General features: G+C 64.3%; 12 protein-coding genes. 3 read left to right on the top strand and 9 right to left on the bottom strand.

The genetic code is table 11. The features are described from left to right. Positions 1–35 precede the first annotated feature (35 nt). The 3 genes from DSC91_RS31690 to wecB all read right to left on the bottom strand — a co-directional run bounded on the left by DSC91_RS31690 (position 36) and on the right by wecB (position 5,978). Positions 36–2,249 (bottom strand): glycosyl transferase family protein, encoded by a 2,214-nt coding sequence (locus DSC91_RS31690; protein ID WP_115782463.1) that lies wholly within the window; start codon positions 2,247–2,249, stop codon positions 36–38. Beyond that, the gene (locus tag DSC91_RS31685; protein ID WP_115782462.1) at positions 2,246–4,432 is read right to left on the bottom strand and encodes a cellulose biosynthesis cyclic di-GMP-binding regulatory protein BcsB; all 2,187 of its coding nucleotides are present in this window, start codon (positions 4,430–4,432) and stop codon (positions 2,246–2,248) included. The genes DSC91_RS31690 and DSC91_RS31685 overlap by 4 nt, the downstream gene beginning before the upstream one ends. A 349-nt stretch (positions 4,433–4,781) precedes the next feature. Beyond that, positions 4,782–5,978 (bottom strand): non-hydrolyzing UDP-N-acetylglucosamine 2-epimerase, encoded by a 1,197-nt coding sequence (gene wecB / locus DSC91_RS31680; protein ID WP_115782461.1) that lies wholly within the window; start codon positions 5,976–5,978, stop codon positions 4,782–4,784. Positions 5,979–6,601: 623 nt separating this feature from the next. Between wecB and DSC91_RS31675 the strand changes: the two genes are divergently transcribed. Beyond that, complete coding sequence (locus DSC91_RS31675) at positions 6,602–6,763, top strand: DUF1328 family protein (protein ID WP_115782460.1); 162 nt, start codon at positions 6,602–6,604, stop codon at positions 6,761–6,763. A 169-nt stretch (positions 6,764–6,932) separates the two neighbouring features. Here the strand turns inward: DSC91_RS31675 and DSC91_RS31670 are convergent, their stop codons facing one another. Then, positions 6,933–7,835, bottom strand: a complete 903-nt coding sequence (locus DSC91_RS31670) for a LysR substrate-binding domain-containing protein (RefSeq protein WP_115782459.1) — start codon at positions 7,833–7,835, stop codon at positions 6,933–6,935. A gap of 102 nt (positions 7,836–7,937) precedes the next feature. Here DSC91_RS31670 and DSC91_RS31665 point away from each other — a divergent pair, with 102 nt between their 5' ends. Beyond that, complete coding sequence (locus DSC91_RS31665; RefSeq protein ID WP_115782458.1) at positions 7,938–8,828, top strand: EamA family transporter; 891 nt, start codon at positions 7,938–7,940, stop codon at positions 8,826–8,828. A gap of 26 nt (positions 8,829–8,854) precedes the next feature. Here DSC91_RS31665 and rfbC read toward each other — a convergent pair whose 3' ends face one another. Continuing rightward, positions 8,855–9,406 carry a dTDP-4-dehydrorhamnose 3,5-epimerase gene (gene rfbC / locus DSC91_RS31660; RefSeq protein WP_115782457.1) on the bottom strand — a complete coding sequence of 184 codons (552 nt, stop codon included), beginning with the start codon at positions 9,404–9,406 and terminating at the stop codon, positions 8,855–8,857. 162 nt (positions 9,407–9,568) lie between these two features. After that, a complete protein-coding gene (locus tag DSC91_RS31655; RefSeq protein ID WP_115782456.1) occupies positions 9,569–10,564 on the bottom strand; it encodes a GlxA family transcriptional regulator in 996 nt (331 codons plus the stop codon). A 763-nt stretch (positions 10,565–11,327) separates the two neighbouring features. Here DSC91_RS31655 and DSC91_RS31650 point away from each other — a divergent pair. After that, positions 11,328–11,702: a hypothetical protein gene (locus DSC91_RS31650; RefSeq protein WP_115782455.1), complete on the top strand. Its 375-nt coding sequence runs from the start codon at positions 11,328–11,330 to the stop codon at positions 11,700–11,702. A gap of 212 nt (positions 11,703–11,914) precedes the next feature. Here the strand turns inward: DSC91_RS31650 and DSC91_RS31645 are convergent, their stop codons facing one another. Genes DSC91_RS31645 through DSC91_RS31635 form a run of 3 tightly spaced genes read right to left on the bottom strand, consistent with a single transcriptional unit; the run spans position 11,915 to position 16,224 of the window. Continuing rightward, the gene (locus DSC91_RS31645; RefSeq protein WP_115782454.1) at positions 11,915–15,115 is read right to left on the bottom strand and encodes a multidrug efflux RND transporter permease subunit; all 3,201 of its coding nucleotides are present in this window, start codon (positions 15,113–15,115) and stop codon (positions 11,915–11,917) included. Between the two features lie 13 nt (positions 15,116–15,128). Next, positions 15,129–15,677 (bottom strand): GNAT family N-acetyltransferase, encoded by a 549-nt coding sequence (locus DSC91_RS31640; RefSeq protein WP_115782453.1) that lies wholly within the window; start codon positions 15,675–15,677, stop codon positions 15,129–15,131. A gap of 4 nt (positions 15,678–15,681) precedes the next feature. Further along, positions 15,682–16,224: a GNAT family N-acetyltransferase gene (locus DSC91_RS31635; RefSeq protein ID WP_373291817.1), complete on the bottom strand. Its 543-nt coding sequence runs from the start codon at positions 16,222–16,224 to the stop codon at positions 15,682–15,684. Positions 16,225–16,245: the final 21 nt, after the last annotated feature.

Raw genomic sequence — 16,245 nt, 5'->3', positions numbered from 1 at the left:
CACCATCCACGCACGCCGGGTAAAAAAAGAATCGCTCATTCGGATGCCGCCAGAGCGCCCTGAAGACGGCGCTGTTGCTGGATTACGTTCTCGAGTGCGGCACGCGAGATCACGCCGCGCGCCACCATGTAGTCGCCGATCCGGCCATGGCGGTCCGGGCGGTAATCCTGCATCGCCGCTTCGAAAGCCTCGCGGCGCACGTGGCCATACTCGATCAGCAGATCGCCGATCAGCGGCACGCTGCGTACCGGCACAGGCTCGGCGCCGCCGGCCGACGACGCGCCCGCCGACGCACCTTCCACCGTGCCCGCCTGCTCGCCCTCGGCCGCCGGCGCCGCGACCCCGACGCCGCGCAACACGCGCAGTCCCGCGGCGATCTCGCCCTCACGAACGATCTCCTGCGCGACCGGTCCCCCGACCAGCGCGCTCAGTTCCGCGAGCATCGGTTCGGCGAGCGGACTCGCGGTCAGCAGAATCGTGCGGCCACCCGCGGCGTCGGCCTGCGGCAGCACGCGGTGGCGCACGATCGCGTCGAGTGGCAGGCGCGCTGCGTCGTCCTTGATGCGTTCGAGCGCCACGCGGCCACGCGGCAAGTCGGACTGGAAGGCAATCGCTTCCGCGAGGGTTTCCTCGTCGAGCCAGCCCTTGGCCATCAGCACGCGCCCGAGCGGCGCCTCACGCGCATGGCTTTCGCCGAGCGCCTGTTCGAGCTTGTCCGGATCGATGGCTTGCCACGACAGCAGCAGCTCCCCCAGACGCTGACGGCGATTGTTAAAGCCGTCGGCGGACGGGAAGTCATGCATGGTCTTGTCCCATGCGAGCCGCTTGCCGGTCACGAGGTGCATGAGGAACATCTTCCACGCACGCGAGACAGCCATGAAGTTGATGAAGTTGCCCACCACCATGCGCGGCACCGACAGCACGCCGTGCTCCCAACCGTACAAAAGGGTCACGAAATAGATTCGCTGCACCACGCGCAACAGCAACGCGCAGCCGTTGGCCCACAGCAGCGCTTGCAGCCACGGCGAATCGGCGAATGGCGATGCAATCAACTCCGGCATCCAGCCGAGCAGATCGGCGCCGGCAAAAAGCAGAAACTGGATTACGAGCCCATACGCGATGATGCCGACGAACGCGGTAACGATGCCTTTGCGGTCCCGGAACAGCAGATAGCGATTGGCGAACGAACCGCTCCAGCCGGTCTGCTTCCACCCTTGCAAGCCGATGCCGAGTGTCCAGCGCGCACGCTGCCGGTAAGCGGTGCGAAACGTATCGGGGAAAAATTCGCGCACGCAGAGCGGCATCGTCACGGTGATGTCGCGCTCGCGGCCGAGGCCGAACCACGACTTGCGGCGCGTCGCGAATTGCACAGGAAAGCGCGCAAAAATCGACTGCATGCCCATCTTGCCCAGGCGCGCACCCACGTCGTAGTCCTCGGTCAGACTTTCGGTGTTGAACGGCTGGCTATCGGTCTCGGCGATCAACGCGAGCAGCGCGCGCCGCGAGAAGCACGTGCCCACCCCCGCGGACGGCACCGAACCCACCAGGCTCTCGCGCACCACCAGATCCTTCGCGTGCCATTCGGCGAACTCGTCCATGTAGGTGCCGGCCACGAGTTCGAACCAGTTGCGCTCGAGCGAGGCCACCGGCAACTGGATCATGTCCTTGCGCGGCAACAGGTAGTTGAAGAAGCGCAGCTCGACCGGATGCAGCACGTCTTCGCTATCGTGCAGCACGACGCCCGCGAACTCGATGCCGGCTTCCTGCTCGTGCCTGAAAATCGCCTGGATCACCCAGTTCAGACAGTCGGCCTTGCAGGTCGGACCGTCGTGCGGCACTTCCACGCGACGCAGCTGCTTATAACGGCGGCGCATCCGTTCGACTTCGGCAATGGTCTGCGGGTCGTTCTGATAAGTGCCGACAAACACCACATAGTTGCGGTAATCCAGCACCCGCACCATGTCCTCGATCATCGCCGCGACCACGTCGTACTCGTGCCACGCCGGCACCATGATCGCGAGCGGCTGTTCGGCTCGCTGATACAGTTGCGTGCTGGTGAGCGGCTTGTAGGCGCGCTGCACGGTGAAGCGGCGATAGAGCGTGCGGGTCCAGTACCAGAGGTCGATGAACAGATCGTCGAGGCTGGACAGCAGGATGACGAACGCCACCAGCGCCGCGACGTATTCGAGCCCGTGGTAGTAGTGGGCGACCGCGTAGCCCACATACCATTTGATCGACGCGAAGCTCACGGCTTGTCCCGATTCCTGCGGCGCGCCACGTTGGCGAGCAGCAGCAACACGATCAGCAAACCGACGAGGCCGGCCGGGATGCTCCAGCGCACCCAGCTCTGCATGAACCACGGACCCTGCACGTCGTCCGTGTCGACCACTTCGCCCGGATGTCGCGAATCGAACTGGCGCAGCGTGCCGCTGGCGTCGACGATCGCGACGTCGCCGCGCGACAGTTGCAACGACGCCGGCAGGATCGCCGCCGTGTCGCCCACCGTGCGATACACAATGCCCGACACGCTGCCCGACTTGACCGCTTCGATCACGCCGACGCGGTTCAACCCCGATATATCCGCCAACACCTTGCCGGATGCATCGGTGAGCGACAGACGGTCTTTCGACAGATGGGCGAGGCTCTTCTCATCGGCGAGCGCGACGTCGGCCGCGAGGAAGGCGCCCTTCGGGCTCACCGCCTCGCCGTCACGCGCGACGCCGAAGCTCGCACGGGTCGGCGCGATGCCGCTCGCGTTCGCCAGTCGCGCGACGCGCGGCAGCACCTGCGTGGCGTCGTTCAGATACGAGGCCGGCACGATCACGTTCGCTTCGGACGCGAACCGCGCCACCATGCCGGTGAAGTCGTCGCCGACCTTCGCATCCGCGAGCGTCAGATGACTGCTCGGCAGCACCGCAATCGGATGACCCTGGCCGCGCGCCTGGCAGCCGCCGTCCGGCTGACGCTGGAATACCACGCGCAGCAGGTTGTTCGGGGCGAGCACGTAATGCGGCACGCGCGCGCTGATGCGCTGCGGCTTGCCGTTGGCGGTCAGCAGTTGCGAGCCGATCAGCACGTCGTTGAAATAGATCGAGGCGGTTTGCGCGGTGTTGTTCGGCGTCGGCGACGCAGCCACGTCGAGCACCACGGTGCCCGGCAACTTGCCGTTGCCGGATGCCGCACCCAGATCGAAACTCGCGTCCCAGGTGGCGCGGCCCTGCACGTCGAGCGTGCGCGGTTGGCCGCCCAGCAGCGACAGGGCGATTTCGTCGCCGCGCGTGTTCGGTGCGGTGTCGATCTGATGGACCACGAGACGGTTCGTCACGTCGATCGGGCGCCACGTGCGCGCAAGGGCCGCCACGCCGTCCTTATCGCCGACCACGATTGCGGTCTGGCCGCCGAGGTGAGCAAGGCGCACTTCGCCCGAGGCGAGCGGCCTCGCGATCGGCTCGACGGCGCGGGCACGCCATGCGTCGAACGCATCGCTTGCGCCCGGCGCGGTGCTGACGACCTGTTCGCGCAACGCATCGAGCGCGGTCTTCAGCGAGTTGCGCACCGTGTCGTCGGCGACGATCACGTCCGGCGCGAACGCCGAACGCGGCGTGAGTGCGATCAAGGCGCCCGCTTCCGCCGGATTGGCCAGCTTGTGCAAACCGCCCGCGGCCAGCGCCGCAAAAGCGGGAATCGCGCGCAGCGGCGCCGGCACATCGATATCGCCCAGATCGACCGTGTCGCCCGCCGCCGGCCACGTCCGCGTCGACGGATTGCGGCCTTCGCGCTGCAGCAGCGCCTCGACGCGCCAGCCCGCATCGAACGCCGGTGCCGCGAGCGTGCTCGCGCCGAGCATCACGACCGGCTTTTGCGGCAAGGCGCTCCACACGCTGCGCAGATCGACGATCGCGTCCGGATCGTAGCGATAGGTCAGGCGCGATGTCGGCGCGATGCGCCAGACGTTGCCGATCGCGGTTTGATCGGCGCAGACGTTATCGCTGAGCACAGACGACCAGTCGAGGCCCACGCGCACAAAACCGGCCGGCCGCGCCGCGCCGTCCACGCCCAGACTCGCCGATGCATCGCCCTGGTCCTGCGTCGGGCTGCGCGAGAGCACCGGTGCGCCGTCGAGCGACACCAGCATGGTCGTGCGGCCGCCGTTGCCGCGCAGATAGTTGCCGTCGATCTGCAAAGCCGCATCGCTCAATGGCACGCCGGCCGGCACCGGCAGATAGAGTTCCTCACGGCCGTCCGGCGCATGCAGCACGACCGGATCGCGCATGCCCAGGTCGGCCAGCGTCACGGTGCGCGTCGCGAGACGGCCGCTGCCGAGTTGTGCAAAGCTGCCGGCGACGTCGGCCGGCTGTTGAGCATGGGCCCTCGTGGCGAGCAACAGCAGCGCGGCAAGAGCGATCAGGCAGGGGCGGGCCAGGCGGCGCATTAGCGTATCGGAGGTCACGTTGTCTTATCTCGTCATTAGCGCGCAAACCGTGAAGCTGATTCGCGCTACATGGATTGTGTGGAACTGCGATCCCGCTATGGCGGGCGACGGTGCCGGTGGTTCTGCCGGTGGCTTTGCCAGGGGATTGCCAGGGGATTGCCAGGGGATTGCCATTGGCAAAGCCTAGTCGCTATCCGAGGCGGCCGGTGAGCGTTCGCGGTACTGTCCGCGTCTGCCCGACATGCTCAGGTCTTGATCTCCGATAGCCACGCACCGCGGCACTACCACCACGAAATGCAGCCACTTCAACGCGCATTGGCCATGCGGCAGACCAGCGGCCTGCGCCGCGCTACAGGACAACTTCTACGCGTTGCGTCCGTGGAGCCTGACCCGTTGCACCGATGCCGCCGCTCGCGAACTCGTCGAACGGACGCCCCGTAAGCGCCGCGACGATCCGTTGCGACGCATGGCCGTCGCCGTACGGATTGACGCGATGCGCGAAATCGTCGCGCCCGCCCGCGTCGTCGAGTAAGCCCGTCACCGCGCGCACGATCGCGGCGCGCTCCGTGCCGACGAGGCGCACCGTGCCGGCCGCCACCGCTTCCGGACGCTCGGTCACATCGCGCATCACCAGCACCGGCTTGCCGAGCGCGGGCGCTTCTTCCTGCACGCCGCCCGAGTCGGTGAGAATGATCGACGCGCGCTGCATCAGACGCACGAAGCCCAGGTAATCGAGCGGATCGATCAGATGCACGTTGCGCGCGCTGCCGAGAGCTTCCTGCACCGGGCCGCGCACGTTCGGATTCAAATGCACCGGATAGACGATCTGGACCCGGTTGGTTCTGGCCAGGTCCGCGAGCGCCGCGCAGATGTTCGCGAAGCCCGCACCGAAGCTCTCACGGCGATGGCCGGTGACGAGCAACACCGGCAACACACCGTCGAGGAACGGCAGACGCGCATCGAGTTCGGCGCGCAGGGCCGCGTCGTTGCCGATGCGCGCGGTGGTGAGGTTCAGCGCGTCGATCACCGTATTGCCGGTCACGACGATCCTGCCGTGCAGCGCTTCGTGCGCGAGGTTCGCCTTCGAACTCGCGGTGGGCGCGAACATCAGATCGCTCATTACGTCGACCACGCGGCGGTTCATTTCCTCAGGCCACGGTTGCATCAGGTTGCCGGTACGCAGCCCCGCCTCGACGTGACCGATTGGAATCCGCCGATGAAACGAGGCCAGCGCCGCCGCGGCTGCCGTGGTCGTATCGCCGTGCACCAGCACGCGATCCGGCTGAACGGTTGCGAGCACGTCGTCGAGCGACGCGATGAGGCGCGAAGCCAGACCATTGAGCGTCTGGTTGCCGGTCATCAGCGCGAGATCGTGGTGCGGCTCGATCTGGAACAGATCGAGTACCTGATCGAGCATCTGCTGATGCTGTCCTGTCACGCAGACCACCGACTCGATGCCGGCGTCAGCTTCCAGTTGTTTGACCAGCGGCGCCATTTTGATGGCTTCCGGCCGCGTGCCGAAAATCGACAGAACCCTCGTTGGCATATGTTCTCGGTCTTTTTTTGAATGTTTTATTGGCGGCAGGCAATGCGGAGCACGCGTTTATATCGCCTCCTATTTACCGGTCCGACTTGCCCGTCGCCGATAATCATCGGCAATCCCCAATACGCCGGGAACAAATCGATCGGATGCAATAACTGCCGACTGGACTCACACGAGCGTCGTTTGAACGAGCGGCACATTGATGGTGAATCGATGCGCATTCTAGCGCGTATTTCCGTCCATCTCACAATGGATTTTTCCTATGCGCCGCGCGCCAGGCAGGGGCCCGCCGAGGTGAAACGGGATTTTCACTGGTGAAGCAGGATGATTAAACCGGCGCAAACGTTTTCCGAATGTTTATGAAAATACAAAATTCATGTCAATCATTTTCAAAATCCTAAAACGTTAAATCATAATTAACAATTTCCCGGCTCCATTCGCTTCACGCTCTCGAGTGAAATTGTCTGCCAATTGAGACTGCGCAAACGTTATCGGCGGATTCGCCCGGCTCTGGGCACATCGATTGCTGAATATCGCTCACCGGCAAAAACCCGTCAAAGCACGCAGTGCCCGCAACGAGTAGCCATTATCAACTTCGATCCAGCAATCTATCGGCGGGAGGCCCTATGCTTCGATACGCTGCAATCTTCTTCATCATCGCGATCATCGCGGCGGTATTCGGCTTCGGCGGCATTGCCGCGGGCGCAGCGGAAATCGCCAAGGTCCTGTTCTTCATCTTCCTGGTGATCTTCCTCGTCACCTTGCTGATGGGCGTGGTGCGGCGCTGACGCCATTTCGACCAGGCCAGCAAGGCAACGCTCGCCCCCGGCGCGCGGACTCGAAGCTCGTTGCAATACTTGCCGCGCGGCATTGCAATAGTTGCTTCCCGCACCGGGGGTTACCCATGAAATGTGCGTGCCGAAGTGCCTGCTGACGTGCGGGCGGGTGATCCACACGCTAGGCCGTCGGCACCACGAGCGGCTCGTTCTCCCGCAAGCCAAGATGCAATTCCTCGCAGAGGAACGTCTGCAATGTCTGCACGGCGGCCGCCTGCGCACCGGACACCGGCCGCATGAAAAGCCCAAAATCGGCGGTTGGCGCATCGGGCAATCCATCGGCCTGACCGAGCACGCGCATCGACTCCGGGCGGATATTGCCATCGAGCAGGACCGATACGCCGAGTCCCGCTTCCACGGCCGACTGCACCGCCGGCAAACTGGTGCTGGTGCACACAATACGCCACGCAATGCCCGCGCGCCGCAGCGCGGTCAACACCTGTTGCTGCCACAGGCACGCGCCGCCGAATGCAACCACTGGCAACGCCGCGTCGTCGTCGCGGCTAAACCCGCGGGCGCCGACCCAGAAGAGCGGCTGTGTCCAGGTCAGCAGCGGCGCCGAATCGACCAAGGCCGGGTCCCCCACCACCACGTCGAGGCTGCCGTCCGCAAGCCGGTTCGACAACGCGGGACTGGTATCGACAACGATCTCCAGCGCAACCTGCGGATAAGCAATCGAAAAGCGCCGCAGCGCGCGCGGCAAGCGACCGACCGCGATGTCTTCCAGCATGCCGAGGCGCACCGTGCCGGACACTTGCCCGGCGCTCAACGCCCGCCGCGCATCGGCACCCGCGCCGAGGATCGTATGCGCGAACGGCAGCAGCAGATGTCCCGCTTCGGTGAGCTGCACGCCACGCGGCGAGCGGTCGAGCAAACGCTGCCCCAACTCCTCTTCGAGCCGGCGCAATTGCATGCTCACCGCCGCCTGGGTGCGCGCGAGGCGCGCCGCCGCCACGCCCACGGCGCCGGTCTCCGCAACAGTGACGAACGCGCGCAGGAGACTGCTGTCGAGATCTCGGGTCATCACGTTTCTTGAAGTTGCCATAAGAAATATCAACTTATCTTAATACCGCTCGCACCGATAAGATAGCGTCCAACCCACCCGAAGAGCGGCAACGAGGCCACGATGCAGGACACCACCATCAAACCGGCGCTGACTCCCGTGCCAACGCCCGCGAAGGCCGCCAGTGCAGCGGCCGGCGCAGCGCTCCTGTGCGTGCTGTCGATGTCGAGCGTGCAGTTCGGCGCCGCGCTCTCGGCGCCGACAATGGCCGAGTACGGGTCGCTCAGCACCACCTGGTTGCGTCTTTGCTGGGCGGCCGCGGTGCTCGCGTTGCTGGTGCGCCCGCGCCTCTTCGCCTACTCGCGCTCGCATTGGCTCGCAGCCGGCGCACTGGGGGCGGCGATGGCCGGCATGACGCTGTGCTTTTTCGCGGCGCTTCAGCGGATTCCATTGGGGCTCGCCGTCGCGATCGATTTTCTCGGGCCGCTCGCCGTGGCGACTTTCGCGGTGCGTCGCGGGCGAGCCTTACTGTGGCCGGCGCTGGCGATTGCCGGCGTGCTGCTGCTTTCGCGCGATCGCGCGGGCTGGATCGGCGAACCGCTCGGCGTGTTGCTCGCGCTCGGGGCCGCGCTCGGCTGGGGCAGCTATATCGTGCTGATGAAAAAGATCGGCACGGTGTTCGCCGGCCTCGAAGGATTGTCGGTATCGTTGATTGCAGCGGCGCTGGTTGCCACGCCGTTCGGCTTCGCGCAAAGCGGCATGCACATCGCCGCGGGACAGATCGCCGCAACCGCGGGCCTCGCGTTGCTGGTCCCGTTGTTACCCTACGCACTGGAAATGGTGGCGTTGCGGCACATGCCCGCCGCATCGTTCGGGATCCTGATGAGTGTCGAGCCCGCGATCGGCGCGCTGGCCGGTTTCGTGGTGCTGCATCAACCGATGAGCGTCCCGCAGATCGCCGGCACACTGCTGGTGGTTGCCGCGAGCGTGGGCGCCGTGGTGGCGACCCGCTGAACGCCGAACCGCTGCATATGCGGCGTTCAGGCGAAATTTTCCGCTTCGTAAAGACGGCGGCCCGCTGCGTCCTTCGCGCCCAGGATCGGCTCGATGTCGATCGGCCACTCGATGCCGATGTCAGGATCGCTCCACAAGATGCAGCGCTCGAGTTCGGGGAACCAGTATTCGGTGGTCTTCCACAGGCATTCGGCGACGTCGGACAGCACGACGAAACCGTGCGCGAAACCCGGCGGCACCCACACCTGCCGATGATTGGCCGCGCTCAGGCAGGCGCCGCTCCACTTGCCGAAGTTCGGCGAATTGAGCCGCACGTCCACGGCGACGTCGAACACTTCCCCCACCACCACGCGCACGAGCCGGCCTTGCGGCCGCTGCACCTGATAGTGCAAGCCGCGCAACACGCCACGCACTGCCCGTAAATGACGGTCCTGCACAAAATTGAAACCGTGCGAGACGTCGTCGGTAAACTCATCCGCGCTGAAGCTCTCGAAGCAGAAGCCAAATTCGTCGCAAAACACCTCGGGCTCGATGAGTTTCACCTCCGGCAATGCCGTCGCCACTACCTTGTTGCCCATGGCCACTGTGCTCGTAAGAAGCCTGCCAGCAGAAAGCACGGCTGCCGACGCATGCGCCGCTGTGCATACTGTTGCACACGCCGCCGCGCACGCGCCTTTCCGCTCTGAGTTGCGCGCTGAGTTGCACGTGAGTCGCACCGTCTGCACGGCGCCTGCCCAAGCTTAGGCCTCGGTCGCCACCCGGCTGCGCGCGCGATATTCGGTGGGCGACAGCGCCATACGCTTGCGGAATATCTTCGCGAGACGATCGCCGTTGCCGGTGCCGCTGCGGCGCGCGATCTTGTCGACCGGTAGTTCGGTTTCGGTCAGGAAGTTGCAGGCGATACGCAACCGCACCTGTAGCAGATAGTCGGAAGGCGTCACCTGCATTTCATGCTTGAAGCGCCGCAGAAAATTGCGCTCGCTCATCGCCGCGACTTGCGCGGCGTCGGCAACCGACACCGGACGATCGCAATTCGCCTCCATCCAGCGCGCGGCGGCACGGATTTTCTCGGCGACGCTGAGTGTGCCGCCTTCAGCCGGCAGCGGCACCCAGGTAGCTGCCATGCCCGGCATCACCCGATCGGCGACGCTGCGCGCGAGCTCCGCGCCGAGATCGCGCTTGATGAACATCAGCGCGCTGCGCGCGCAGTCGTTACGATCGTTGGCGGCACTGCGCGCGGCATCGGTCGCGGCGGCGCCGAGATAGCGATTCACCTGCAGCCCCCCGTGCTCCACGGGACCTGCGGCTTCCAGCACGAGACGGCCTTCGCCGATCGTCTCGATCGCACGAGTTCGCGCTTGCACCGATCGCAACCAGCCCAGCACCCGTTCGTCGAGGGCGGCCTCATGCGCGCCGTAGCCGCCTGCGATGAACAACACGTCGAAACCGCTGCCATAACGCGTGTCGATACGGTCAGTCCAGATCCGCACCGACGAAGAACTCGCAACGCTGCCGCCATCCATCGACAGAAACTGCACTTCGTAAGGCGGATCTTCGCCGCCCCGCGAACCGGAAAGTTCGTTGGCGGTCTGGAACATCTCGACCACTGTGCCGGGCCCGAGCAGCCAGAAGCCGTCGAACAGCAACACGCCAATTCGCCGCGCTGCACTACGCACGTTTAGCGTCGGCGTATGTAACCAGGTAATCCTCGCAGTATCCAGATGAAGGTGCGGCATGATCTTTCCCCAAACTGTCGTACATTGTGGACCCCGCTGTCCCGTCGGCCGGTTGATATAGACGAATTGAATTACGGCGGATGAAGAGCGCCGGCAACGCCACTTAACGGATTATGCGTGATGTTAGCCGAATGCCGCGCTATAGTAAATTTGAAAACAAATCCATATTGAGAAATTCAACGTATGAGGAAAATTGCTATCCCATGTTTCATATGAATGCCGGCATATGACCCGGATTAGCGCTGGACCATTCCCGATAGCCAGCCGCCCCGAGGGCCGGAAAACCTTGTGCAGACTCGCGCTCAGGCGTGCCACATCAGCGGGTCCGCTTATCGCGAATCACCGGATTCGCCGCGGCCACTCGCCACAATCGCATACAAAAATGTTTCAAACATGAACTCGAAACCTCGCAAACAATGAACAGTCAATCAGTCTTTTATTCGCAAATCTGGAATTTATCGACGGCGGCAGTGTGACGAACAGCACGTTCACTGAAATAGTGCCAATTAAGCGTTTCTCGGCCGGATTCTCAACCGATTAAAAATGTTTCTATATTGAAACATCCGGCTTCTTTTACATATGATCAAATGCGCCGGCCGTCGGTCCCATGCCGAAAAACATCAGACAATTCTGCGCTGCTGCGCAAATCGTGCCAGGCGGTTTCCTTAAACCAGGTTTCATCCGTGGATCGTGCTCTTTAAGACCTGGTTAAGAGAGGTGGCGCCATAATTTACGTGCCGTGAGAGCACCAAGGAGCAGCGACATGTCACGCCCCATGAACATCGAGAGAGTCAACGAATACGGACAGAACGCGGTTCGCATCGCCATCGAGGACCGTGCGGTATTGCTCGACGCGCCCGATCTGGATGCCGTGATCGAACACCTCAGCGCGCTGCGCGCCACGATGCGTCCGGAAGTGCCGAAAAAACCGCTGCGCACGCATCAGTACGTGATTGAGATCGATCCGTGCTGGCACACAGAAAAGCATCCGCTGCACGGCGGCGCCGTGCTGTTCCTGCGGCACTCGGGTCTGGGCTGGGCCGGCTTCGCGCTCCCCACCGAGAGCCTCGCCAGGCTGCATCATGCGTTGACGCAGCAACTGGAAGCTTCGCTTGAAGTACACGGCATGCTCAACTGAGCAAGCTCGGCACCTGGCGGGACAACATGCGCGATCGACCTTCTGGCTCGCAACCTCGCTAAACTCGCTGAATTCGCCTCGAAACAGGCAACTTTGCTGAATGACCGACATTTCGAAGTACGAAACCGGTAACACGTTACGTAACGTGTTACCGCGCTCAACTCACCCCGCGGCCGGATTCACGCGCGACGGGGCGACGGGGCGCCGTCGCCTCATCGGCCATTCGTCAACCGGCCGCCTTCGCTCGTCTCCCGCTGCGCGCGCCGCTCGTCACGCTTGCGCCGCAGCGCGGCGAGCCGCCGCCTGCTGTACGTTAGCGAGGCGACCGCATGAAACGCGACTGGCGCGAACACGAGGCCGAACAGCGTGGCCGCCAGCACCCCGCCGAACACACCGGTGCCGATCGAGCGACGGCTCTCCGCGCCCGCGCCACTCGACACCACCAACGGCACGACGCCCAGCAGGAACGCCGCCGAGGTCATCACGATCGGACGGAAACGCGCGGCGGCCGCGTCGCTCACGGCGCGCGTCAACGGCAGGCCCTGGCGATACAGGTCGCGTGCGAACTGCACGATCAGAATCGCGTTTTTCGCCGCGAGGCCGATGACGGTAATCATGCCGACCTTGAAGTAGACGTCGTTTGGCATGCCCCGCAGCAGCATCGCGGCGATTGCGCCGATCACGCCGAGCGGCACGACCATCAGCACGGCAAGCGGGATCGTCCAGCTTTCGTACAAGGCCGCCAGCGCCATGAACACGGCCAGCAGCGACAAACCGATCAGCAACGGCGTAAGCCGTGCCGCGGCGGTTTCTTCGCGCGCCGCGTCGACCCAGTCATACGAGATTCCGACCGGCAACGAAGCGGCGAGCCGCTCCATCTCCGCCATCGCCGCGCCCGAGCTGTAGCCAGGCGCAGCGTGGCCGCTCACGTCGAGCGACGGATAGCCGTTGTAGCGCGTCAGCATCACCGGGCCGATGCTCCAGTGGCGTTCCGCAATCGCGGATAGCGGCACCATGCCGCCCGTCGAGTTCGGCACGGCGAGCGCCATCAGATCGTCGTCGGTCATCCGCGTGGTGGCGTCGGCGGAGATCATCACGCGGCGCATCCGGCCACCGGCAGGAAAGTCGTCGATATACAAGGATCCAAAGGTGCTGCCCAGCACATCGGCAATGCGGTCGAACGGCACGCCAAGCGCGTACGCTTTCGCACGATCGATGACGAGTTCGACGCGCGGCGCATCCGGCAGATCCTCCGAACGCACCGAAGCCAGCGCGGGGTTCGTCTTGGCTTGCGCGAACAGCCGCTCGCGCGCCGCCTTCAGCGCGTCCAGTCCGACTCCGCCGCGATCTTCGAGCCGGAACACGAAGCCGTCCGAGTGCCCGAGTCCCGGCACGGAAGGCGGCAATTGCGCCTCCACGTTACCGTCGAGGATCTTGTCGAACTTCTCGTTGAGGCGGTCGCGCAACGTCATTGCGTCGGTGTCGCGTGTGCCCCAGTCTTTCAGTTCGACAAAACCCATCGCCACGTTCTGACCGCTGCCGCTGAAACTCCAGCCGATCACACTGGTGACGTGTGCGACCGCGGGCTCGGCATGCAGGATCTTTTCCATCCGCTGGACCACCGCGAGCGTACGCGCCTGCGTCGCACCGGCCGGCAGTTGCACCATCACCTGCAACTGGCCTTCGTCCTCGCTGGGCAAAAAGCCACCGGGCATTTGCCAGTAGAGCGCGGCGCACAGGCCGACCAGCACGGCATAGATTGCCAGCATCGGCCCGATACGGCGCAGGGTCCGCGCGGTCAGCCCGCGATAGCCGCTCGCGGCCCGGTCGAAACCGGACGTGAACCGGCTCGCCGCCCGCGCCGCGAAGCCTGGCAGGCCACGGCGGGCGTCGCGCTGGCTCACCGGGTGCTTGTGCGCTTTCAGCAGATTCGCGCACAGCGCGGGCGTCAACGACAAGGCCATGAACGACGACACCAGCATCGACGCAATCATCGACACCGCGAATTGCCGGTAAATCCCGCCGACACCGCCCGGGAAGAACGCCATCGGCACGAACACGGCCGTCAGCACCGCAGTCACGCCGACGATCGCGCCGCCGATCTGTGTCATCGCCTTACGGGTCGCCTCACGCGGCGGCAGGCCTTCTTCTTCCATCACGCGATGCACGCTCTCCACCACCACGATCGCATCGTCGACGAGAATACCGATGGCCAGCACGAGGCCAAACATCGTGAACACGTTGATCGACAGGCCGCAGGCATACATCGCGAGAAACGCGCCCATCAACGTGACCGGAATCACCACCGTGGGCACGAGCGTGTAGCGCAGATCGCGCAGGAACAGCCACATCACGAAGAACACCAGCACCACCGCTTCCGCCAGCGTGACGAGCACTTCACGAATCGCAATCTGCACGAAATGCGCGTTGTCGAATGGGATTTCGACGGCGACACCGGACGGCAAGCTTTTCGATAACTCGGCGAGTCGCGTGCGAATCGCATTCGACGTTTCGAGCGCATTGCCGCGCGGCCCAAGTTGAATGCCGACGGTTGCCGCAGCCTTGCCGTTCAGACGCGAATAGAACGAGTAATTGTCACGCCCAAGCTCGACCCGCGCGACGTCGCGCAGGCGCACCGCCGAGCCGTCGGGCAACGCCTTCAGCACGATCTGTCCGAATTCGGCGGGCGAGATCAGTTGCCCCTTCACGTTCACCGAGGCCGTCAATTGCTGCCCCGGAACGAACGGCGCGTCGCCCAGCGTGCCGGCCGTTACCGTGGCGTTCTGCGCGGCGATGGCGGCGTTTACTTCAGCGGCGCCAAGGCCGTACTCGCGCAGCTTCATCGGATCGAGCCAGATGCGCAACGCTTCGTCGGAGTCCCACAACTCCGCCGCGCCCACGCCCGGTGCGCGCTTCAGTTCGCGCAACACGTAGCGGCTCAGGTAGTCGCTCAATTGCACGGAATCGCGCGAGCCGTCCGTGGAAGTCAGCGCGACCAGCATCAGAAACGTATTGGCCGCCTTGAATACGCTGATGCCCTGCTGCACGACCTGTTGCGGCAAGCGCGACTCGACCTGCTTGAGACGGTTCTGGATGTCGACCATCGCGAGATCCGGATTGGTCCCCGGCGCAAAGGTCGCGTCGATCTCGAGATTGCCGAGGTTGTCGCTGGTCGTTTCGTAGTACAGCATATTGTCGGCGCCATCGAGACTCTCCTCGATGATGCTGCCGACATTGGCATCGACTACTTCGGTGGCAGCTCCCGGATAGACGGCGCTGATCACGATGCGCGGCGGCGCAAGACGCGGATACTGCGCGACCGGCAGTTGCGGTATGGCAAGCGCGCCCGCCACGACAATGGCGAGCGCGACAATCCATGCGAAGACCGGGCGGTCGATGAAGAAAAATGGCACGCAGGAAATCCGTTCAGATTGTCTGGAGACGCGGTGCGTCGACAAGGCGGGCCATATGCAGCACGTCGGCCAGTACGCCGTCGCGCATCGCGAAACCGCGCGATCGGCCTTCTTCGACAAAGCCGAACTTGCGGTACAGCGCGATCGCCGGCGCGTTGTCGACAAACACGGTGAGGTCGATGCGGCGCAAACCGAGCGACGCATCCGCGCAGTCGATCAACCCCTGCAGAAGCGCCGAGCCGACACCGCGCCCATGATACGCGTCGTGCACGGCCAATCCTAAATGTGCGCAATGCGCGCGGCTGGGCCGGTGAACGTCCAACCCGGCGTGGCCGACCACGCGCCCGCCGATGGTCGCGCATATGTTTACGCCGCTTTCGAGGCGCCGCTCGTACCACGCCTTCAGCTGTTCAGGGCTGCGATAGCCGACCGATAGCGTGCCGCGCCGCGCGCCCGGCAGGCTCATGATGTCGGCGAACGCGTCCATGTCGGACGATTCGAGCGCTCGAACCGTAATGCGATCGTCGAGTGCGGCCTCGCCTGGTAACGTTTCTTCTTTCATAGTCTCATTCCGCTGCGGTGTTGGCGGCTGACGGTGTCGACATCCACGGCGCCGCCTCACGCAGGCGCGCCATGAAATAGCAGTCGATCAGCACGCCACGGCGCAACACGGCGCCACGCTGATGCGCTTCGATCTCGAAGCCGAACTTGCGATAGAGCGCAAGGGCCGCATGGTTATCGGCGAAGACATGCAACTCGAGGCGACGCAGACCGAGCCAGTTATCGGCCAGATCGAGCAGCTCGGTCATCAGCGCGTTGCCGATGCCGCGCCGATGCCATGCGTCGTGTACGCCAATACCGAGCGACGCGGCATGCGCGCGGCGGCCCTTGAAAGGCGTGAGCTCTGCTTCACCGACCAGCGTGTCGCCGACCATTGCCGCGATCAGGATCTCGGGCGCTGCGAGTTTTTCGAGGTATTCGCGCGTGCTGGCCAGCGTTCGAAACGGCGCATGAGGATTGCCGTTCATCACGACCGGCAACTGCTGCATGGCATGAAATTGTTCCGCATCGGCCACGCGCAATGCGCGCAGCGTCAGGCCCTCAGGCAAGCTCCCAGAATTGGATTTTGT

Source organism: Paraburkholderia caffeinilytica, from assembly GCF_003368325.1.
Classification (GTDB): Bacteria; Pseudomonadota; Gammaproteobacteria; order Burkholderiales; family Burkholderiaceae; genus Paraburkholderia; species Paraburkholderia caffeinilytica.
The sequence above is the reverse complement of the archived record's forward strand: the minus strand, read 5'-3'. Positions and strand labels throughout refer to the sequence as shown.

Coding starts and splice junctions, on each gene's coding strand:
- DSC91_RS31685 (WP_115782462.1), bottom strand. CDS start 4,432: ATGCGCCGCCTGGCCCGCCCCTGCCTGATCGCTCTTGCCGCGCTGCTG.
- wecB (WP_115782461.1), bottom strand. CDS start 5,978: ATGCCAACGAGGGTTCTGTCGATTTTCGGCACGCGGCCGGAAGCCATC.
- DSC91_RS31675 (WP_115782460.1), top strand. CDS start 6,602: ATGCTTCGATACGCTGCAATCTTCTTCATCATCGCGATCATCGCGGCG.
- DSC91_RS31670 (WP_115782459.1), bottom strand. CDS start 7,835: ATGACCCGAGATCTCGACAGCAGTCTCCTGCGCGCGTTCGTCACTGTT.
- DSC91_RS31665 (WP_115782458.1), top strand. CDS start 7,938: ATGCAGGACACCACCATCAAACCGGCGCTGACTCCCGTGCCAACGCCC.
- rfbC (WP_115782457.1), bottom strand. CDS start 9,406: ATGGGCAACAAGGTAGTGGCGACGGCATTGCCGGAGGTGAAACTCATC.
- DSC91_RS31655 (WP_115782456.1), bottom strand. CDS start 10,564: ATGCCGCACCTTCATCTGGATACTGCGAGGATTACCTGGTTACATACG.
- DSC91_RS31650 (WP_115782455.1), top strand. CDS start 11,328: ATGTCACGCCCCATGAACATCGAGAGAGTCAACGAATACGGACAGAAC.
- DSC91_RS31640 (WP_115782453.1), bottom strand. CDS start 15,677: ATGAAAGAAGAAACGTTACCAGGCGAGGCCGCACTCGACGATCGCATT.